The sequence below is a fragment of the Kosakonia arachidis genome (assembly GCF_900116535.1).
Taxonomy (GTDB): Bacteria; Pseudomonadota; Gammaproteobacteria; order Enterobacterales; family Enterobacteriaceae; genus Kosakonia; species Kosakonia arachidis.
Genome location: NZ_FPAU01000001.1, coordinates 343797 through 365362, shown reverse-complemented (window position 1 = coordinate 365362; position 21566 = coordinate 343797). Strand labels below are relative to the sequence as shown.

Genomic DNA, 21566 nt, shown 5'->3' with positions numbered 1-21566 from the left:
AGTAGTAAATCGGATTAATCCTGGCAATATGTTGAGCGTACAGCGCGAAAGATGTATGACGTCGATCATTCTTTTCGCGCTACTGGCACGCAGAAATACGACAACTGTCACTAACCACGCGCACTGCGCCTGTTTATGCTGCCCTTTCTCGCCCAACTCCCCTTCCTGCCCCATCACAAAGCAAACGCGCCGACATCTGCACTAAATTGATGAGAAAAATTCATTATCTTGCAGCCAAATGCAGTAAAAATGCGGAAATTAACCCCTGGCACAAAAATGGCATGGTGAAAAAGAAACCTAACCAGTTAGTCAAAAAACAGGGGGAGCAGGATGAGCCAGGTGATGTTTGCTGAGGAGAGCGCCGTGGTGTCCTTAAAAACGACCAGCGCTACAACGCGGCCCGCCATAACCGTTAGTCAGGCCAGCGTTATCTATCCGGCGGCGGATAAACCCGTACACGCGTTACAGGACATTAATCTGACAATTCGCCAGGGCGAGTTTGTCTCGTTTATCGGGCCATCCGGCTGCGGCAAAACAACCCTGTTGCGGGTCATTGCCGATCTTGAACCGATTACCTCCGGCGATGTCCTGGTGAACGATATGTCGCCGTCAGAAGCGCGCCAGGCCGGGGCTTACGGCTATGTCTTTCAGGCACCGGTTCTGCTGCCGTGGCGCACCGTGGTAGCCAATGTCAAATTGCCGTTGCAGATTCAGGGCGTACCGCCAGAGCGCTGCGATGAGATCGCCCGTGAGCAACTTTCACGCGTTGGCCTGAAGGGCTTTGAGAAAAAGTACCCATGGCAGCTCTCGGGTGGCATGCAACAGCGTGTGTCTATCGCGCGGGCGCTCGGCTTTGAACCAAAGATTTTAATGATGGATGAACCCTTTGGCGCGCTCGATGAACTGACCCGCGACAACCTCAACCAGCAGCTTCAGCAACTGTGGTACAACGAGCAGCGCACAATGGTATTTGTCACCCACTCCATTGCCGAAGCGGTCTATCTATCGACCAAAATCGTGGTGATGTCGCCGCGTCCGGGGCGCATTGTAAAGGTGATCGACTCCCCACTTCCGGCACAGCGCGATTTGGCGATCCGTAATACGCCCGCGTTCCTGGCGCTGGCGCGCGAAGTGCGCGAAGCGCTGGTGGAGGGGCATCATGATCATTGACCGGCGTTTTATTGCGAACGTGCTGCCGGTGGGCACGGTGCTGCTGGTCGCGCTGGTGCTGTGGTATTTGCTGGCTCTGGCGCTGAATGCGCCCGGCGTGATTGACCGCGTACTGGCACCGCGTGGCGCGTGGAACTATCACGATGTGATGCAGGCGGCGCTGAATGCCAGCCGTCCGCTGCTGCCCGCGCCGCACCAGATTGCCATGGATATCTGGAGCAGCATCACCCAGTGGCCGCTCACCTCGCCGCGCAACCTGCTATTGCATACCTGGGTCACGGCCAGCGCAGCACTGACGGGTTTTGCCATGGGCGTCGTACTCGGCGTGGTGCTGGCGGTATGCATTGTTCACTCTCGCACACTGGATAAAGCCCTGCTGCCGTGGATCGTCGCCTCGCAAACCATTCCGGTGCTGGCGATAGCACCCATTGTACTGATCATCCTGGGCAGCATCGGCATCACCGGTATGCTGCCCAAAGCCACTATCGCCATGTATCTCTGTTTCTTCCCGGTCACCATCGCCACCGTGCAGGGGCTGCGTTCGCCGCAAAAAATGGAGATGGAACTGATGCACACCTGGGCGGCACGGCGTGTCGCTATCTTCTGGACGGTGCGCCTGCCCTCTTCGCTACCGTATCTGTTTCCGGCGTTTCGCGTGGCAATTGCCAGCGGGCTGGTCGGCACGATGGTGGCAGAGCTGCCCACTGGGGCGCAGGCCGGGCTGGGCGCACGCCTGCTGACCGGCTCCTACTATGGCAACACCATTCAGATCTGGTCCGCGCTGGTAATGGCCTCGCTGCTTGGGCTGGCGTTAACCGGGCTGGTCACGCTCACGGAACGGCTGGTGATGCGCCAGCGTAAGGGGGGATGATGAAACGCACTGCGATACCCGGCACTTTTTTACTGGTCAGCGCGCTGCTGTTGTTGATGCTGTCACTGATCCAGTTGAGCGGGCAAACGCCGTTATCGGCTCCACTGCTACTGGTCAATGTCCTGCTGGTACTGTGTGCGCTGGCAGGTTGCACCGCCACCTTCAGCCGTCTGCGCGGCGGTCTGTTCGCCGTGACTTTGCTGGCGAGCGTACTGTGGCTGGCATGGCAACCGATTCACGGTCTGACGCTGTGCGCTATGGCACTGTTGGCAATGGTCAGCGTGCAGCGTCTGGCGCGTTCAACACTTCCGGCAGCCAGCGTCGCGGCACTGCTCGGCCTGTGGCTGCTGTGGTTCTGGCAGATTCTGGTCACCGGTTTTGCCGTTCCGCAGGTCATTCTGCCTGCGCCACTGGACATTCTTGCCGCACTGGTCAATAGCGTGCCGCTGCTGGCAGGTGATGTACTGCAAACGGTGATCAAATCAGTGCTGGCAGGTTATCTGCTCGGCAGCGGTCTGGGGATTAGCGTGGCTATTCTTATTGACCGCCTGCCGTTTTTACAACGCGGATTACTGCCAGTCGCCAGCCTCACCAGCACCGTACCGCTGGTCGGCGTCGCACCAATTGCGGTGATGTGGTTTGGCTTTGACTGGCCTTCCAAAGCCGCCGTGGTCACGCTGGTGACCTTCTTCCCGGCGCTGGTCAATACGCTGGCCGGGTTAAAAGCCAGCGGTAAGCTGGAGCAGGAACTGATGTATTGCTACGCCGCCACGCCGGGACAAAGCCTACGGGTGCTGCGGCTGCCTGCCGCGATGCCGTTTATTTTCAGCGCCCTGAAAGTGAATGCCACACTGTCGCTTATCACCGCGATTGTGGCGGAGTTTTTTGGGTCGCCGACTGCCGGGCTGGGCTTTCGCATCTCCACCGAGTCGGCGCGCATGCATATGCCGGTGGTGTGGTCCGCGATTGTTGTCGCCTCGGTCGCCGGTTCCCTGTTCTACAGCCTGCTGGTTCAGCTCGACCGGCGCGTGAATTTCTGGCACCCCACGCTACGTGGGAGCGCCGCTCAGAAGTAAACGATGATTAGCACCAATGTAGGCTCACTAACCCGAGGAGTTATCTAATGATAAAAAGTTTCGCTTTGCGCCGGGGTTTATTGCTGGCGGCAATGTCTGTACTGGCCTTTCAGGCGGCCGCCGCCGAGAAAGTCACACTGCAACTGAAGTGGCTGCCGCAATCGCAGTTCGCCGGTTACTACGTGGCGCAGCAAAAAGGGTTTTATAAGGATGAAGGGCTGGATGTCACCATTAAACCCGGCGGCACAGATATCTCCCCGGTGCAGGTGATTGCCGGTAAATCCGCAGATGTGATTGTCGACTGGCTGCCAGATGCGCTGGCCTCGCGCGAAGCGGGCGTACCGCTGGTGAATATTGCCCAGGTGTACGATCGTTCCGGGATGATGCTGACTTGTAAAAAATCGAGCGGTATCAAAACCCCGGCCGATTTCAAAGGTAAAACCCTTGGCGTCTGGTACGGCGGCAACGAATACCCGTTCTTTAACTGGATGAACAAGCTGGGCCTCAAGCCAGGTAAAGACATCACCATTTTAAAACAGGGCTTTAACGTTGATCCGCTGTTGCAGGATCAGGCCGCCTGTATTTCGACCATGAACTACAACGAATACTGGCAGTTGATCGATGCCGGGCTGAAGCAGGACGACTTAATCACTTTCCCGTATGAAGATCAGGGTGTTTCCACGCTGGAAGATGGGCTGTATGTCCTCGGCCCCGATCTGAAAGATCCGGCGTTCGTCAGCAAAATGGCGAAATTCCTCAAAGCGTCGTTTAAAGGTTGGGATTACGCAGTGAAACACCCGGCTGAAGCGGCGAAAATCGTGGTGGCTGAAGATGCCTCCGGCGCTGCCACAGAAGAGGTGCAGACTCGCCAGATGGAGAACGTGGCGAAGCTCATCACCAATGCCAATACGCCGAAAATCGGCTATCTCGATCCGGCCGCGTACCGCCGCACCATTGACGTGTTGCTGCACAGCGGCGGCGATACCCCGGTTATCAAAAAAGATCCGGGCGACAGTGGTATGACGCACGAAGTCTGGGACGCCGCCGCCAAACTGAAATAACCCCCGCCGCCAGGGAGGGCGGTTTTCTCACGGAGCACACTATGAATGAGGTTCTTCTCCCCGGCGTGGTGGAGTCACCCGATAAGGGACGCATTCGTCAGGATAACGAGGCCATTATCCTGCCAGCGGCGGAGCGCGTGTTTGCCCGCTACGGTTTTCGCGGCGCGACGATGCAACAGATTGCCGACGCCGCGGGTCTGCCAAAAGCCAATCTGCACTACTACTTCGGCAACAAGCACAATCTTTATCTGCGGGTGCTGGAAAACATTCTCCACGACTGGTTGTCGCCACTGGAGAGGATCCGCGCCAGCGCCGAGCCGAAAAACGCACTGGCGGAGTATGTCGGGCGCAAAATCCACTTCAGTTTCAGCCGCCCGGAAGCCTCCAAACTCTTTGCCAACGAGATCCTGCAAGGCGCGCAGATCGTACATCCATTACTGAAAAGCGAACTACGCCAACTCGTGGAAGAGAAAGCGCACATTCTTGATGGCTGGATTGCCGCCGGCAAAATGCGCGCGCTGGATACCACCCACTTCTTCTTTACCGTCTGGTCGATGACGCAAACCTATGCCGATTTCGATATCCAGGTGGAAGCCGTCTGCGGCGAAGATGCTCATAGCGACGCGATGCAAGCGCGCGCCACGCAGCATGTGCTGAGCGCCGTCTGGCGCATCTGCGGCCTGGAATAACATCTTGCTACTAAATGCAGCAATAATCGGAAAAATTGGTGCGAAATGCACCAAAATGCGACGATCATTTTAGTGCAATCGTTCCTGAAGATCCCCCGAACCGCTGATTTCGCCTGCCCAACTGCCGTTGCCGTCAAGATGGCATATAAATCGCATGGCTATTTCTGAAAACTTAACCATCTGGTCAGGATTATTCAGGAGGCATAATGAACACACTCGATACGCCGGGGATCTGCTCCGGTCGGCTGACGCCCGCGGAGTATGCCCGTGCATTCAGCGATTGCGACCCCGCGCTCTCTTCCACTCATGCAGTGCTGGAAGCGGAACGCTGCTACTACTGCTTTGATGCCCCCTGCACCCGCGCATGCCCGGCAGAGATCGATGTGCCGAGTTTTATTCAGCGCATTGCGCAGAGTAACGATCGCGGCGCGGCGGAAGTGATCCTGCGGGCCAATATTCTGGGCGGCACCTGCTCACGCGTCTGCCCGACAGAAACCCTGTGCGAACAGGCCTGCGTGCGTAATGCGCAGGATGGCCGTCCGCTGGATATCGCCCGTTTGCAGCGCTACGCCACCGATCGCTTTTTCGCCGCGCCCGGCCAACCGCTGTTTACCCGCGCCGCCAGCAGTGGAAAACGCGTGGCGATTGTCGGTGCCGGGCCTGCCGGGTTGACAGTGGCACACGCACTAGCACTCGCCGGGCATGAGATTGACCTGTTTGATGCCCGCGCGAAAGCCGGTGGTCTGAACGAATACGGCCTGGCCCGTTACAAAGTGACCGGGGATTTTCCGGCGCAGGAAGTGGCGTGGTTGCTGTCGGTAGGCGGTATCACCCTGCATTGCGGCAAAACCCTGGGCCAGCACTTCACGCTGGCGCAACTGCGCGCAGAGTATAACGCGGTATTCCTTGGCCCCGGTTTAGCGGGCGTGAATGCGCTCGACAGCGACATGCCAGAGCCACACGGCGTGCGCGAAGCCGTCGAGTTTATTGCCGAACTGCGCCAGTGCGCCGATCTCAGCCAGATGCCGGTGGGCCGCAATGTAGTGGTGATTGGCGGCGGGATGACGGCGGTGGATGCCGCGGTGCAAGCGAAAAAGCTTGGCGCGCGCGAAGTCACTCTGGTTTACCGCCGTGGCGAAAGCCAGATGAAAGCCTCATTGAAAGAGCAGCAATGGGCAAAAGCATGCGGTGTCACATTACGCTTTTTGGCCGCGCCGCTGCGCTTCGAACAACAAGATAACCGTTTGACCGGCGTGACCTTTTCCTTGATGCAACAGACTGATTCAGGGCTGACGCCTGGCGGTGAAACCTTCACGCTGGCGGCGGATATGGTACTGAAAGCGATTGGTCAAACCTACGATCCGCGTCCGGCGCAGGGTGTGGCGTTAAGAGGCGGACGCATCGCCGTTGACGAGGAAGGACGCACTTCGCTACCCGGCGTGTGGGCCGGTGGCGATTGCTGCGCAGGCGGGCTGGATCTCACCGTCGATGCGGTTAAGCAGGGCAAGGCCGCCGCCCGCTCCATCATACTGGCACTGACCATTTCGCAGGCCGACGCCGCCAATGCCACCTTTTACCAGGAGCCTTCTCATGGCTGATCTACACAGTAATTTTCTCGGTATTCACAGCCCCAACCCGTTCTGGCTGGCTTCGGCACCGCCGACCGATAAAGAGTACAACGTCGAACGCGCGTTCCAGGCTGGCTGGGGCGGCGTGGTATGGAAAACGTTGGGCCTTGATCCCCACGTCGTCAATGTCTGCGGGCCACGCTACAGCACCCTGCGCGGCGCGGATCGCCGTATTCTTGGGCTGAACAATATTGAGCTGATCACCGACCGCTCACTGGAGACCAACCTTGAAGAGATAGCGCGCATTAAGCAGCGCTGGCCGGATCGGGCGGTGGTCGTGTCGATCATGGTGCCCTGTGAGGAAGCGGCGTGGAAATGGATCCTGCCGCAGGTGGAAGCGACGGGTGCGGACGGCATTGAGCTGAACTTCGGTTGCCCGCACGGAATGAGCGAACGTGGCATGGGCGCAGCGGTCGGCCAGGTGCCGGAGTATATCGAAATGGTCACCCACTGGTGCAAGCAGTATTGCAGCCTGCCGGTGATCGTCAAACTAACGCCGAACATTACCGATATTCGCTACCCGGCGCGGGCGGCAAAAGCGGGCGGCGCGGATGCCGTTTCGCTGATTAACACCATCAGTTCGGTGATGGGCGTTGATCTCGACCAGATGCTGATGACGCCGCACACAGGCAATCAGGGTTCACACGGTGGCTACTGCGGCCCGGCGGTGAAACCCATTGCGCTGAATATGGTGGCGGAAATCGGCCGCGATACGCCAACGCGCGGCTTGCCGATCTCCGGCATTGGCGGTATCTCCACCTGGCGCGATGCCGCCGAATTTATCGCGCTGGGCTGCGGCACCGTCCAGGTCTGTACGGCAGTGATGGTGCACGGCTTCCAGATTGTGCGCGACATGATTAGCGGCCTGGAAAACTACATGGATGAGAAAGGGTTTCGCACGCTGGAAGATTTTCGCGGCATGGCGCTGGGCAGCGTTACCGACTGGCGCTACCTCAACCTCAATCACGTCGAAAAAGCCGTCATTGACCAGACAAGCTGCATCAAGTGCGGGCGCTGCCACCTGGTATGCGAAGACACCTCACACCAGGCGATCTCCACCAGCCTGATGGGCGAGCGCCATTTCGCCGTACGCGAGGAAGATTGCGTTGGCTGCAACCTCTGCGCCTCGGTTTGCCCGGTAGAAAACTGTATTTCGCTGCGCCAACTGCAACCCGGCGAAGTGGATAAACGTACCGGAAACGTGGTTTCCGACCAGTATGCCAACTGGACAACCCACCCCAATAACCCGATGGCGACCACGGCGTAAACCGGGTCAGGCACAGGAGAAGAGCATGCGTAATGTGTTGATTAAAGGCGGTACGGTGGTTAATGCGGACTGTCAGCGCCGTGCCGATGTGTTGTGCGTTGATGGCCTGATCGCCGCCGTTGGCGACGCCTCGCAGTGGGATCTTCCGGCACATACAGAAGTTGTCGATGCCGGAGGCCTGTACGTGATGCCCGGAGGTATCGATCCACATACTCATATGAATTTCCCGTTTATGGGTACGACAACGGTCGATGATTTCTATAGCGGTACCGCCGCCGCGCTAGCGGGCGGAACCACGACGATTATCGATTTTGTTATCCCCAATCCGCAGCAACCGCTGATGGAGGCGTATCAGCAATGGCGCGGTTGGGCAGAAAAAGCCGCCGCCGACTACAGCTTCCACGTCGCCATTACCTGGTGGGATGAGAGCGTCCGCAAGGATATGGGACAGCTTGTACAGCAGGAAGGGGTGAACAGTTTTAAACACTTTATGGCCTACAAAAACGCCATCATGTGCGACGACGAAACGCTGATGAACAGCTTTCGCCGCTGCCTGGAGTTAGGCGCCATGCCAACGGTGCATGCAGAAAATGGCGAGATGGTATATCTGCTGCAACAGGAGATGCTGAAACAAGGGATCACCGGCCCGGAAGCGCATCCTCTTTCGCGTCCGCCTGAAGTGGAAGGCGAAGCAGCCAACCGCGCGATTACCGTCGCCAGCATTATGGGTGTGCCGATTTACGTCGTGCATGTCTCCTGCCGCGAATCAGCAGAAGCGATTGCCCGCGCGCGCGGCCGTGGTCAGCGCGTTTACGGCGAAGTGCTGGCGGGCCATTTGGTGGTGGATGACAGCGTTTACCGTCACCCCGATTTTGCCTTCGCCGCCGCCCATGTGATGAGCCCACCGTTTCGCGATAAATCACATCAGGCTGCGCTGTGGCACGGTTTGCAGTCCGGTCAGCTTCATACCACCGCCACCGATCACTGTACCTTCTGCGCCAGCCAGAAAGCCGCCGGACTGGATAATTTCACGAAAATCCCGAACGGCTGCGGTGGCGTGGAGGAACGTATGGCGGTGCTGTGGGATGCAGGTGTTAACAGTGGCCGTCTGACGCCGAGTGAGTTTGTCGCCATCACTTCAGCCAATACCGCACGGCTCTTTAACATCTACCCGCGTAAAGGTGTGGTCACACCCGGTGCAGATGCCGATCTGGTGCTGTGGGACCCGCAGGGCAGCAAGGTGCTGTCTGCGGCGACCCATCATTCTCGCAACGACTTCAATATTTTCGAGGGCCGCGTCGTCACTGGCGTCCCGGCCTATACCCTCAGCCAGGGCGTGGTGGTCTGGGCTGACGGTGAACTGCGCGCACGTGAAGGCGCAGGACGCTATATCAAACGCCCGGCCTTCGGACCGGATTTCAGCGCCGCTGCGGTCTGGGAGCGCCATCGCGCGCCGCAGGCTGTACAACGTTAATTTAGGAGAAAAAAGATGAGTGAAACGATCTCCGCGCCGGACGCCGTGGTTGCGACGGGCGACCTGCGCATAAATGGCCAGCGTCTGTGGCAATCGCTGATGGATCTGGCGCAAATCGGCGCGACACCGAAAGGCGGTTGCTGTCGCCTGACACTCACCGACCTTGATCGCCAGGGGCGCGATTTGGTGGTCGGCTGGGGCAAAGCGGCCGGGTTGTCGGTGGAAATAGACCAAATTGGCAATGTCTTTATGCGCCGTGGCGGGCGGAATAACAGCCTGCCGCCTATCGTCGCGGGGAGCCATATCGATACCCAGCCGACCGGTGGCAAATTCGATGGTAACTTTGGCGTGTTGTCCGCACTGGAAGTGATTCGCACACTCAACGACAACGGCATTGAAACCGATGCCCCTGTCGAGATGGTGTTCTGGACTAACGAAGAGGGTTCGCGCTTTGTTCCGGTGATGATGGGGTCAGGTGTTTTTGCCGGGATCTTTCCGCTGGAGCAAGCCTATGCAGCGACCGATACCGCAGGCAAAACAGTACGTGATGAGTTGTACAAAATAGGCTATGCGGGCGAGCATACGCCAGGCCAACATCCGATTGGCGCCTATTTTGAAGCGCATATCGAGCAGGGGCCGATTCTGGAAGAACAGGATGTCACCATCGGCGTGGTACAGGCGGTGCTGGGGATCCGCTGGTATGACTGCACGGTCACAGGTATGGAGTCGCACGCTGGCCCAACGCCAATGGCAATGCGCAAAGATGCGCTGCAAGTGGCCACCGGCCTGATGCAGGAGGTGATCGCCATCGCCAACCAGTTTGCCCCGCACGGGCGCGGAACGGTGGGCATGGTTCAGGTGCATCCTAACAGCCGTAACGTGGTGCCAGGCAGCGTCACGTTCTCCATTGATTTTCGCAATATGACCGATGCAGAGGTCGATAAGATGGATGCCGCGCTGAAAGCCGTTATCCAGCAAACAACGCAGAAAACCGGGCTGGATATCGCCCTGCGCCAGGTGTCGCAGTACCCGGCAGCGCCCTTCCATGCCGACTGTAAGGAGGCGGTACGCCGGGCGGCGCAGAAATTAGGTTATTCTCATATGGATATTGTTTCAGGAGCAGGACATGACGCCGTATATATGAGCATGCTGGCACCGACCGGAATGATCTTTATTCCCTGCAAAGACGGCATTAGCCATAACGAAATTGAGTATTCATCACCAGAACAAGTGAGCGCCGGAGCCAATGTGTTATTGCACGCGATGCTGGAAAAAGCCGGTGTTGTGGCGCGCAATACCTGATACCAGCATGGAAAATAGCCCGATTATCTACCGTCGGGTTATTTTCTTGTCTCAGTTGCCGATAAATATCGCAATACTGTATGATTCAGCCATTCTGAATTTGACTTAAATCCCTCAGAAGTTTACAAAAGATACTGCCTTCCCCAGCTCCGACTTGCGTCTTTTCCGTTTTCGTCCAGGCTTCCATTTTACCCTACGGAAAAATGGTGGGGGATTGACCAGGTCAAATACTCGCATTACCGACTTTTAAAAGATTTGCAGGCATCTGTAAGTGGAGTTTCACATGTTCTCTTTTGTCGCCCGCCAGGCGATTTTTGATGCAAATATGAACACAGTCGGTTACGAGTTGTTGTTCAGAGATAGTATGACAAACCGATTCCCCGACGTAACGCCGGAGTATGCGACTGCTCAAATTATTGTGGAACAATTCCTCGGCTCGCCACTGGGACGTCTGAAAGAATACAGCGCTATTTTCGTCAACTTCCCCTATGAATTACTGGTGCAGGGTATGGCGGAAACATTGCCGAAAGACAGGGTGATCGTGGAAATCCTCGAAACGGCCAAACCGACACCGCTGCTGCTGCACACGGTAAAACAGCTCTCTGCGCATGGTTTTCGCCTTGCGCTGGACGACTTCGAACCTGGCGATGCCTGGAATGACTTTCTCCCCTACATCAACATCATCAAATTCGATGTGCGGGTAAACACCCCGGAAGAAATAAGCAGCTATATCAAAGACAAAGGTACCTTACTAAAAGATACGGTGTTTCTGGCAGAAAAAGTCGAAACGCAGAACGAGTATGAGTGCTTTAAAAATATAGGCTGCACGCTGTTTCAGGGCCATTTTTTCAGCCGGCCAGTGATCCACTCCGCCAACAAGCTGATTCAGAACCAGGCCATCACCCTGAGACTGATGAAAGAGGTGAATGCCGATTCGCCGGATTTCAGTAAGATCGAAGCGTTGCTGAAGCAGGATCTGGCGCTGTCGTTCAAAATCATGCGTTATGCACAAAATATTGTCTTTAACGCCCGCGGCATTAAACATATCCGTAGCCAGTCGTTAAAAGACATTATTTTTTATCTTGGCACCAATGAGTTACGCCGCTTCGTGCTGGTCTCCTGCCTGACATCGGTGAATAAAGATGAGACCGATGATATTTATCGCCAGAGCCTGATCCGCGCCAAGTTTTGCGAACTGGCCTCAGCGCACTCGATCAGCCGCCACTCCGCAGATGATGCATTTATCGTTGGCCTCTTTTCACAGCTCGACAGCATTTTTGAAATGCCGATGGCGGATCTGATCAGTCAGATCGATATCTCAGCCAATGTCATGCTGGCGCTGCGGGAAAAAAAAGGCGCATTGTACCCTTACCTGCGCCTGATCGAACTCTACGAACAGCACCAGTGGGAAGAGGTCAGCGCCCTTGGTCACCGTCTTTGTTTCAATCGCAGCATGATTGCGGAGCTGGTTAACACGGCAACCAAATGGACCGACGATATTCCTTCTGACAGCCTCTGAGGCCTCTGCTCCAGCCAGCGTTTGTGGCAGATAATGAATAATCTGAAGCGCAAGCTGGAGCCATTTGATTTAGCAGAAGATTTTATACTGCGGGCGGCGGAAAAGGTTACACGCTCCCTGAAAAAAGGGGGCTTACGCTTTATTATCGGGAAGGTTTTTTCAAAGCGGATGGCGACGCACGGCTTCAATAAATAAATGGAAGGCATTACTGTGCTGTTGCCGGTTCGGATAATAGAGAAAATAACCGGGGAAAACCGGGCACCACTCATCTAATACTTGTACCAATTCGCCGGATGCCAGCGCATCGTTAACAAGATCCTCAGGGACATAAGCCAGCCCAAGCCCGGCTTTCGCCGCTTCAACACATTGCCTCACAGTATTGACAATAAATCGCCCTTTCACTTTCACTTTTTTTTCCTGCCCGGCCCCGGCGAATTCCCAGCAATAAATACCTCCGCTCGTCGAGAGACGAAAATTAATACACTCATGCTGATGTAAATCATCCGGTATCACAGGCGCGGAATGCCGTAAAAAATAATCGGCAGAGCCGACGACTTTCATACGAAAATCAGGGCTAATGCGTACCGCAACCATATCTTTTTCAATGGATTCTCCCAGCCTGACGCCAGCATCAAAACGTTCAGCGACAATATTATTAAAACCATTGTCGATAAACAGTTCGATATTAATTTTTGGCCAGGCTCCCAGGAATTCTCTTACCTTTGGCCATAAATAAGCGTCCGCCGCATGTTCACTGGTGGCAATGCGAATATTCCCCACTGGCAGACTGTTATTGCTCGACAGATCGTTGAGCTTTTCATCAATTTCGCCCAGACGTGGAACAAGGATATTAAGCAACTGTTCGCCAGCCTCCGTCGGCGCGACATTACGTGTGGTGCGGATCAGCAACTTCACCCCCAGACGCTCCTCCAGCGTTTTCACCGAATGACTCAATGTCGATTGGGTAACGCCGAGTCTTGCCGCCGCTTTCGTAAAACTGCACTCACGAGCCACTTCAATAAACGATAATAGATTGACAATATTCTCTCGTAGCATTGATTTTATGCACTATTCTCAACATTCATTTTTATGTGCAGAAATCCTTTTCAGGCAACACCCGGCGTCAGCATACGCTGATATTTCAACAATAGTTTTAACACTTCAAGCTATTATTCTTACCAATTGAAATATTGCATGCATACCTAATCGGGTATCATCAGGCTGTCAGTTTGTTGTTAGATTGCGTTTTTCTGCCCCTTTGTCAGATTACATCATTACGGGTTATGCTACACTCTGCCTGCCATTAAATATATGTTCATAATTCACGAATTGTGCGGCGAAATGGCTCTAATTGCGAAGCAAGTTACTTATTCTCGTGTTATGACCGCCTTCCGGGACCACCTTTAATGAATTAACTTCATAACCTCAAGTAATAATCACATCTTAATCAACGCTCATCCGGACGGTAATATCACGATCGTTATGGCAGTAATATTCCCCACAAAACTGGCGAGGTTTTTATGCAACGTTTTACTTTTATCATGACCACTCTGTTTATTTTAGGTTCAGCACAACAGGCCTTTTCGGCTGAGCAAATTAGCGACAGAACTGGCAAACAAAGAATTGGCGTAGTCACTGTCAGCAATGCGCTGACGCTGGATGAATTGGTGAATAAGCTTGCCGAAAAAGCCGATCAGCAGGGCGCGAGCGCCTTCCGGGTATTAGCAACGACCGGCAATAATAAACTGCATGGTGATGCCGAAATCTATAAGTGACGTCACGGCGATCCCCTACGCTCATTCACCGAAGACGTCTGGCATTTTAATCAACCAGGATTGTAATTGGCAAAAAATCAAGGTTACTAAAAAGGATGCTTCAGTGGTTAAACTCGAACATATCATTGATGAGTTAATAATCTGGATTGACAACAATATTCATAAGTCACTGAAAATAGAAGATGTGGCACAGCGTTCCGGCTATTCAAAGTGGCATCTGCAACGCGTTTTTTATCAAGTAAAAAATACCAACCTGGCGAACTATATTCGCGACAAAAAGCTGGAAATGGCGGCATACGATTTAATCCAGAGTGACGAAAGCATACTCTCAATTTCGTTGAAATATGGCTTCGACTCGCAGCAGTCGTTCACCCGTAGTTTCGCAAAAAAATACCATTTACCCCCCTCCCGCTTTCGGCGTTTAAACGGCAAAACAGACACCGCCCACGCGCCAATTTGATTCTGCCTGTCCTTTGCTTTTGAGGCTTCATTGATGTTGAACTTTTCATCAGCCGCCCCATTTTTGCCTGGGTGTTGAAGACGGTACAGATCCGGTTCAGGTACCCTGCAACTGGCATTGCCGTTTCCCCGGCACGCAAAATCATGATGAGGATGATGAGTAATTTCAGGCAAGAGGCCGGAAATTCCGGCCTTTCTTATTTGCTGCCATTTAATTTTTTACTTATCTTAATTATATTTAGCCATGCAGCAGCAGTAGATATTTAAAAGTAAAATATCCACTATTGGCGAAAAAACGCATAATCGCCCCTGAGAATTTAATAGCACACATTGCCAATAAAATTCCCGGGGAATTCCCCCGGGGATATAAAAAAATAAGCAATAGACAGCTAAAAAATGCAATGAGGTTAATAAAACGCTGTTAACTTACCCCACTTATGGCTGAAAAATATTATCGATATGTGCGATAAAAAATAGTTCAACTGAATCAATGTAAATATTTATCAATCTGTGCTAAAAATAATTTACATATTTACAGCAGTGGATTGCCGGTGATAAACAGTGTGCTACAACCTGAATTAACCATGAGCCATTTTCATAAATGGTGGTGGATTCTTGTTGCTATTAAAAAACAGTGGCAATTTCTAAGGGTTTATTTATATGAAAATTTCTCAACTGAGTCTTTTAGTCTCTGCTGCGGTGCTGTGCTCTTCTGTACAGGCTGCAGAAATTTATAATAAAGACGGTAATAAGTTAGACTTATATGGTTTAATTTCAGCAGAACATTATTTTTCTGATAATAGCGGCTGGAATGGTGACCAGACTTATATGCGTCTTGGCTTCCGTGGCGAAACCCAAATCAACGACCAGCTCACGGGTTACGGCCAATGGCAGATGCATATCGATGCCAATAAATCCGAAGGCGATACCAATACACCGCGTACTCGTTATGGTTTTGCTGGTTTAAAATTCGCCACTTATGGTTCACTGGATTACGGCCGTAATAAAGGCGTTTTGTATGACTCACTGGGTTATACCGATATGCAGCCTGAGTTCGATGGCATGACCTACGGTTCCGATCAGTTTATGTTCAGCCGTGGTAACGGCATGCTGACCTACCGCAATACTGATTTCTTCGGCCTGGTTGATGGTCTGAATTTCGCCCTGCAATATCAGGGTAAAAATGATGGAGCGGGAGAATCTGGTGCCGGTCGTAATGTGCTGCGCCAGAATGGCGACGGATACGGTATGTCGCTGGAATATAACATTGGCGCAGGCGTGAGCGTTGTCGGTGCGATGAGTTCTGCCGATCGTACTAATGCGCAGAATGATACGGCCAATATTTATGGCAGCGGTAAACGCGCTGAAGCCTATTCCGGCGCAATCAAATATGACGCTAATAATATTTATCTGGCGACCATGTTTACTCAGGCTTATAACGCATCTCGCTTTGGTAGCTCATCCAGCGATACACAAACCTTCGGTTATGCTAACGAATCGCAGATTTTTGAAGCCTACGCCAGCTATCAGTTCGACTTTGGCTTACAGCCGTTCGTTGCGTATAACGCACTGAAAGGCAAAAAAATCGGCAGCAATACCAACGGTGTTAGCTACGGTGATGAAGATATCGAAAAATATGTTGACCTGGGTGCAACTTACTATTTCAACAAAAATTTCAATATGTTCGTCGATTATAAAATTAACCTGATCGATGACGATAAATTCACCCAGGCGGCTGGCATCAATACCGATGACGTTGTTGCTGTAGGTATGGTTTATCAGTTCTGATGCTGTATAGAGGCGGCGCTCGCCGCCTCTTTCCCCCGCTGTTTTTGTATTTTTCTCTGTGCGTAACCTCTTTTTATTAAAAGAATTGTTGAGTTTTGTTATCTGACAAGTTCGTAATTTTCAGGTCAGAATCTTGTCAGCCTCGCCGCGTAAAATAGCAGCTGTAAGAACGATTTTTTACTTCTGTATAATATGAGGTGGTTAAGATGAAAAAGGTTACAGCAGCGCTTTTCGCAACGACTCTGGTTATCTTCTCTACGGCAACATGGGCTGCAACGGAAGTGACGTCCACAGCCGGTTTGAACCAGATTGGTAGTGTCTCCGTGTCCGGTGCCGATACGTTAAGGGACCTGCAACATCAGCTGCGGCAGAAAGCAACACAAGAGGGTGCCAGCAGCTTTAAAATCGTTTCTGCCGGAGGCGATGATAAATATTATGGCGTTGCAACACTGTATAAATAAGCAGCAGGCCGGATATCCGGCAGACAGTGAATGAAAAGGGAGGCCAGCCGTGCCTCCCTTCTCTTTTCGCACGCAGAAAAGTCGTTACGCGATCCGCTTACCTGCGGCATCCACAACCTGCTCGCCATCTTCTTTCGTGAATACCCCTTTTTGCTGACCGGGCAGAATATCCAGCACCACTTCCGAAGGGCGACACAGCCGTGTACCCAGCGGCGTCACCACGATCGGGCGGTTAATCAGGATGGGATACTGCAGCATAAAATCGATTAACTGCGGGTCAGTGAAGGTCTCCTCCGCCAGCCCCAGTTGTTCGTAAGGTGCGACGTTTTTACGCAGCAGTGCCCGCACCGAAATCCCCATATCGGCAATCAATTTTTTTAGTTCATCGCGCGATGGCGGTGTTTCAAGATAGAGAATAACGGTCGGCTCTTCGCCACTGTTATGGATCATCGCCAGCGTATTGCGTGAGGTGCCGCACTCCGGGTTGTGATAAATGGTAATGTTGCTCATAGCGGTGTCCCGTTATAGATGAATTGAGAGGCGCAAGGCCAGCGCTACCAGCGTGACAAACAGTACCGGCAGCGTCATGACTATGCCGGTACGGAAGTAGTATCCCCAGCTTACGCGTATATTTTTTTGTGCAAGCACATGCAGCCACAGCAGCGTCGCCAGGCTACCAATCGGCGTGATTTTTGGCCCCAGATCGCAGCCAATCACGTTGGCATAAACCATCGCTTCCTTCATCACGCCGGTTGCCGAACTGCCATCAATAGCCAGCGCCCCCACCAGCACCGTCGGCATATTATTCATTACCGAAGAGAGGAATGCCGTGATGAACCCTGTTCCCAGCGTGGTCACCCATATTCCTTTATCAGCCAGCATATTCAGAATGTCGGTGAGATACGCGGTTAATCCGGCATTACGCAAGCCATAGACGACGAGGTACATCCCCAACGAAAAAATCACGATTTGCCACGGTGCTCCGCGCAGCACTTTCCCGGTATTGATGGCATGACCTTTTTTCGCCACCACCAACAGAATCAGCGCGCCAGCTGCCGCAATAGCGCTGACCGGAATGCCCAGCGGCTCCAGCACAAAAAAACCGACCAACAGCAGCAGCAGCACAACCCAACCGGTGCGGAATGTTGCACGATCTTTAATCGCCAGTACAGGCTCCCGCAGTTTTTGCAGATCATATACGGGCGGAATATCCCGACGAAAGAAGAGATGCAGCATGACTAGCGTCGCGATAATCGCCGCAAAATCCACCGGGGCCATCACTGAGGCATATTCCCTGAACCCGAGTCGGAAGAAATCGGCCGAGACGATATTGACCAAATTCGAGACAATCAGCGGCAGACTGGCGGTATCCGCAATAAACCCGGCTGCCATCACAAAGGCCAGCGTGGCGCGCTTGCTGAACCCCAGCGCCAGCAACATGGCGATGACGATCGGCGTCAGGATCAGCGCAGCGCCATCATTAGCAAACAATGCTGCCACCGTAGCGCCAAGCAATACGATATAGGTGAACAGGAGCCGACCGCGCCCGTTTCCCCAACGGGCAACATGTAGCGCCGCCCATTCAAAAAAACCGGATTCATCCAGCAACAGGCTGATAATAATGACCGCAATAAAGGTGGCCGTCGCATTCCATACAATATTCCATACCAGCGGAATATCGCTGAGGTGAATCACCCCACTCGCCATTGCCAGCCCGGCACCAATCACCGCACTCCAGCCAATACTCAACCCCTTCGGCTGCCAGATAACCAGCGCCAGAGTGAGCAAAAAAATTGCCCCTGCCAGTAACATCGCTTACTCCATCATATCTGAATTTATAAATATATTTGAAACTTCAACACATGCCAGACGCTGCGGCTTTTAGCCTTTTACGCGTTTCTTCGCGCAGACAGTTCCAGCTGGTATCGATAACGCCAGCAGCCCAGGCTGGAATATATGGGGAGAGTCGATAATGAACCCATTTCCCCTCTCGCCGATCGATAACCAGGTTGCATTCGCGCAGGATCGCTATATGACGGGAAATTTTTGGCTGAGACTCTTCCGTCGCAGCACAGAGATCACAGACGCAGAGTTCTCCGGCGTCGCGGAGCAGCATCACAATTGACAGGCGAGTTTCATCAGAGAGCGTTTTGAAAAGCTGAACAGGATGCAGCATACTGAGCCTCGATGGCATTCATTTACACATATGATAAACCACATACGTAATGATTTAAAGCAATGCCTTGAGGTAATGAATCTGACGTAGAAGAACGACATGTTGCGCTTCTGAGTAACATGCATCGCACGGAATGCGGCGGGATATTCCCCGCCGCTTCAGCATAAGGAAAATACCCTTACCGCTTTTCCTCCTCGCGGTTAGACGCCTCGCGCTGCAGCGCCAGGGTAAAGCCGAAAGTATTGATCCCATTTACACTGGTGGCAAACACATCGCCCCGATGCATATTCGCCACCGCGCGGACAATTGACAGCCCCAGCCCGTGGTGTGTATCGCTACGGGTGCGGGAGGCATCGACGCGATAGAAACGTTCAAACAGCCGCGCAAGGTGGCTTTGTGCGATCTCCTCGCCGTTATTCGACACTGCGACATGCGCCAGTTCACCGACATTTTGCAACCGCACAATGATTGTGCTGCCCTGCGGCGCATGGCGGGCACTGTTTTCCAGTAAATTCGCCAGCGAACGGTGGAACAGACGGCGGTCAATGGATGCCGTTACATCCCCTTCGACCTGCACCTGAAGATTCTTCTCGGCAAACGAAGGCTCGACATACTCAAAGGTTTTGTAAGCTTCTTCGCGCAGAGAAACCGTAGTGAGTTGCGTGGCGTGTTCGCCCGCCTGGGCATGGGATAAAAACAGCATATCATTGACGATGGAGGTCATGCGCTCCAGCTCTTCGAGATTGGACTCCAGCAGATCCTGCAACTCTTCGACGGAACGCTGACGCGACAAGCCAAGCTGCGTCTGACCAATCAGGTTGGTCAGTGGGGTGCGCAATTCATGCGCCACATCGGCATTAAAGCTCTCCAGTTGGCGCCAGGCGATCTCCTGGCGCTCCAGCGCGCCATTAAACGAGACCGCCAGCGTTTGCAGCTCGTCCGGCAAGGTGTGCGCTTGCAGACGCTGGCCATGATTACCCGGCGCAAGCTGGTGCGCCTGCTCGCTCAATGTATTCACCGGGCGCATACCGAAACGGGCGATCAGGTAACCCAGCAGCGCAATCAGGAAGACACCAATACAGCTGACGAGCACCAGTGCGCGGGTAAATTCGTACAGCGTACCCATATAAGGCGTGGAATCGATCGCCACCACATAGCGCATCGCCGGGCGTTCGCCGCTCGCCGGGATTTCGCGAGAGTAGAGGAACAGCAAACAGGATGCTTCCGTTTCGCCAGGCGCAGTGCTGAACCCCTCTTTCAGCGAAGCCCAATCAACGCCTTTCGGCGGCGGGCCGCCCATATCAAAGTGAGCGTCATTGGCCACCAGCCAGTACTTCACGCGCCCGCCCTCATAGGAGGAGAGCGTGTTAAATTTGGTGGACAGGGATTTCCAGCCATCAATCGACTGGCGGTTTTCTACCCACGGCGCCATCAGCGATTCGCGGAATAATAATTCGTTATGCATCTGGCTTTGCAGTGACTCATACAATGAGCTTCTGAGTACAACGCCAAAGGTGACGACGACAAACACATACGCCACGGCGAACATCAGCGCCATGCGTCCGGCAATCGAGCGTTTACACAGAGAGATCACGTTCAACTGGCTTTGCTCTCCATGCGGGTTTCCAGCACATATCCCATACCACGCACCGTATGCAGCAATTTAACGGGATAGGGATTATCAACTTTCGCGCGCAAGCGTTTAATCGCCACTTCGACCACATTGGCATCGCTGTCAAAGTTCATATCCCAGACCTGTTCGGCGATCATCATTTTCGACAAGATTTCGCCCTGATGACGTGCCAGCAGGCTCAGCAGCGCGTACTCTTTCGCCGTCAGCTCCAGACGGTCACCGCCGCGCGTTACGCGCCGCGCCAGCAGATCGAGGTGCAGATCGTGAATATGCAACTGAGTGATGTCCGCGCCGTCGCCAGGTCTGCGACGCAGCAGCGCCTGAATGCGTGCCACCAACTCGATCAGCGAAAAGGGTTTTGGCAGATAATCATCCGCGCCGTGGCGCAGCCCTTTTACCCGCTCCTCGACCGAGCCGCGCGCAGAGAGCATCAGCACCGGCGTCTGTTTACAGGCACGCAACCGCTCCAGAATCTGATATCCGTCCATGCCGGGCAACATGATATCCAGCACAATCGCGTCGTACTCGTACTCCAGCGCCAGGTGCATCCCTTCGACGCCATTATCAACGACATCGAGAGTGAAACCCTGTTCGCTCAACGCACGATTAATATATGACGAGGTTTTTTCCTCGTCTTCGATGAGTAACAGCTTCAAAGGGGCGACTCCTTCAACGTTCCGGCACCTGCCGCAAACCTATTCATAGCCGCAATGTTACCGCTGTTGGCCTGAAATTTAGCTGACATTTTTTCACCGTCCTTGCGACAAAATGCAACCTGATGATTAACCACATATCGTGACGTCAATTCTGCGCTAGCCTTGATGATACCGACGCCATACGCCCGGCGGCATATGGTATTTACGGGCAAAGGTACGGGTGAAGGTTTGCTGTGAGTCATAACCATAACGCGTAGAAATGGTGATGATAGAATCTTCCGTTGTCAGCAACGCTTCAGCGGCGCTTTCCAGCTTCTTATTGCGGATATATATCCCCAACGGCACCTGCATCACTTCCTGAAAAAGACGCTGCAAATGCCATTTTGAATAACCGGCCCGCGTGGCAACATCGCGAATTCTGAGCGGACGGTCGAGGTTTTCATCGATCCACTGCTGGATCTCATGTACCACCATCTGTTGCATACCCATCAAGAAAGCCTCCTTATTAAGGAGCTTTCAGCTTAACGCAGGGATACTGACTCAAAAGTGACGCGAAAATGA

The 21566-nt window shown here is 53.5% G+C and carries 21 protein-coding genes; 14 read left to right on the top strand and 7 right to left on the bottom strand.

Features of this window, described 5'->3' with window-relative positions; translation table 11 throughout:
- Positions 1-330 precede the first annotated feature (330 nt).
- The 10 genes from BM427_RS01765 to BM427_RS01720 all read left to right on the top strand — a co-directional run bounded on the left by BM427_RS01765 (position 331) and on the right by BM427_RS01720 (position 12057).
- Positions 331-1170, top strand: a complete 840-nt coding sequence (locus BM427_RS01765) for an ABC transporter ATP-binding protein (protein ID WP_090118657.1) — start codon at positions 331-333, stop codon at positions 1168-1170.
- Positions 1160-2041: an ABC transporter permease gene (locus BM427_RS01760; RefSeq protein WP_090118655.1), complete on the top strand. Its 882-nt coding sequence runs from the start codon at positions 1160-1162 to the stop codon at positions 2039-2041. The genes BM427_RS01765 and BM427_RS01760 overlap by 11 nt, the downstream gene beginning before the upstream one ends.
- Positions 2038-3117 carry an ABC transporter permease gene (locus BM427_RS01755; RefSeq protein WP_244316600.1) on the top strand — a complete coding sequence of 360 codons (1080 nt, stop codon included), beginning with the start codon at positions 2038-2040 and terminating at the stop codon, positions 3115-3117. Before BM427_RS01760 ends, BM427_RS01755 begins: the two co-directional genes overlap by 4 nt.
- Before the next feature lie 47 nt (positions 3118-3164).
- Positions 3165-4178, top strand: a complete 1014-nt coding sequence (locus BM427_RS01750; RefSeq protein WP_090118650.1) for an ABC transporter substrate-binding protein — start codon at positions 3165-3167, stop codon at positions 4176-4178.
- Between the two features lie 41 nt (positions 4179-4219).
- Positions 4220-4867, top strand: a complete 648-nt coding sequence (locus BM427_RS01745; protein WP_090118648.1) for a TetR family transcriptional regulator C-terminal domain-containing protein — start codon at positions 4220-4222, stop codon at positions 4865-4867.
- Between the two features lie 206 nt (positions 4868-5073).
- Entirely contained in the window at positions 5074-6465 is a 1392-nt protein-coding gene (locus tag BM427_RS01740) for an NAD(P)-dependent oxidoreductase (RefSeq protein ID WP_090118646.1), read from the top strand.
- Positions 6458-7762 (top strand): NAD-dependent dihydropyrimidine dehydrogenase subunit PreA, encoded by a 1305-nt coding sequence (gene preA / locus BM427_RS01735; protein ID WP_090118643.1) that lies wholly within the window; start codon positions 6458-6460, stop codon positions 7760-7762. Before BM427_RS01740 ends, preA begins: the two co-directional genes overlap by 8 nt.
- A 25-nt stretch (positions 7763-7787) precedes the next feature.
- Positions 7788-9236 carry a dihydropyrimidinase gene (gene hydA, locus BM427_RS01730; protein WP_090118641.1) on the top strand — a complete coding sequence of 483 codons (1449 nt, stop codon included), beginning with the start codon at positions 7788-7790 and terminating at the stop codon, positions 9234-9236.
- A gap of 15 nt (positions 9237-9251) precedes the next feature.
- Complete coding sequence (locus tag BM427_RS01725) at positions 9252-10538, top strand: Zn-dependent hydrolase (RefSeq protein ID WP_090118639.1); 1287 nt, start codon at positions 9252-9254, stop codon at positions 10536-10538.
- Positions 10539-10821: 283 nt separating this feature from the next.
- Complete coding sequence (locus BM427_RS01720; RefSeq protein ID WP_090118637.1) at positions 10822-12057, top strand: EAL and HDOD domain-containing protein; 1236 nt, start codon at positions 10822-10824, stop codon at positions 12055-12057.
- 159 nt (positions 12058-12216) lie between these two features.
- On the opposite strand, the gene BM427_RS01715 is transcribed toward BM427_RS01720, so the two are convergent.
- Positions 12217-13113, bottom strand: coding sequence for a LysR family transcriptional regulator (locus BM427_RS01715; protein ID WP_090118635.1), 897 nt, complete (start codon positions 13111-13113; stop codon positions 12217-12219).
- 464 nt (positions 13114-13577) lie between these two features.
- Between BM427_RS01715 and BM427_RS01710 the strand changes: the two genes are divergently transcribed.
- From BM427_RS01710 to BM427_RS01695, 4 genes are all read left to right on the top strand, one after another.
- Positions 13578-13832, top strand: a complete 255-nt coding sequence (locus tag BM427_RS01710) for a YdgH/BhsA/McbA family protein (protein WP_090118632.1) — start codon at positions 13578-13580, stop codon at positions 13830-13832.
- A 103-nt stretch (positions 13833-13935) separates the two neighbouring features.
- Complete coding sequence (locus BM427_RS01705) at positions 13936-14292, top strand: helix-turn-helix domain-containing protein (protein WP_090118630.1); 357 nt, start codon at positions 13936-13938, stop codon at positions 14290-14292.
- A 659-nt stretch (positions 14293-14951) separates the two neighbouring features.
- Positions 14952-16079, top strand: coding sequence for a porin OmpC (gene ompC, locus BM427_RS01700; protein WP_090118627.1), 1128 nt, complete (start codon positions 14952-14954; stop codon positions 16077-16079).
- Between the two features lie 206 nt (positions 16080-16285).
- Positions 16286-16540, top strand: a complete 255-nt coding sequence (locus BM427_RS01695) for a YdgH/BhsA/McbA family protein (RefSeq protein ID WP_090118625.1) — start codon at positions 16286-16288, stop codon at positions 16538-16540.
- An 84-nt stretch (positions 16541-16624) separates the two neighbouring features.
- Here BM427_RS01695 and arsC read toward each other — a convergent pair whose 3' ends face one another.
- From arsC to BM427_RS01665, 6 genes are all read right to left on the bottom strand, one after another.
- Entirely contained in the window at positions 16625-17050 is a 426-nt protein-coding gene (gene arsC, locus BM427_RS01690) for a glutaredoxin-dependent arsenate reductase (RefSeq protein ID WP_090118623.1), read from the bottom strand.
- Between the two features lie 12 nt (positions 17051-17062).
- A complete protein-coding gene (locus BM427_RS01685; protein WP_090118621.1) occupies positions 17063-18352 on the bottom strand; it encodes an arsenic transporter in 1290 nt (429 codons plus the stop codon).
- A gap of 43 nt (positions 18353-18395) precedes the next feature.
- Entirely contained in the window at positions 18396-18716 is a 321-nt protein-coding gene (locus BM427_RS01680) for a metalloregulator ArsR/SmtB family transcription factor (protein WP_090118619.1), read from the bottom strand.
- Positions 18717-18894: 178 nt separating this feature from the next.
- Positions 18895-20301, bottom strand: coding sequence for a heavy metal sensor histidine kinase (locus BM427_RS01675; RefSeq protein ID WP_090120638.1), 1407 nt, complete (start codon positions 20299-20301; stop codon positions 18895-18897).
- Positions 20302-20312: 11 nt separating this feature from the next.
- Positions 20313-21005 (bottom strand): heavy metal response regulator transcription factor, encoded by a 693-nt coding sequence (locus BM427_RS01670; protein WP_090118618.1) that lies wholly within the window; start codon positions 21003-21005, stop codon positions 20313-20315.
- A 156-nt stretch (positions 21006-21161) separates the two neighbouring features.
- A complete protein-coding gene (locus tag BM427_RS01665) occupies positions 21162-21494 on the bottom strand; it encodes a helix-turn-helix domain-containing protein (protein WP_043954427.1) in 333 nt (110 codons plus the stop codon).
- Positions 21495-21566: the final 72 nt, after the last annotated feature.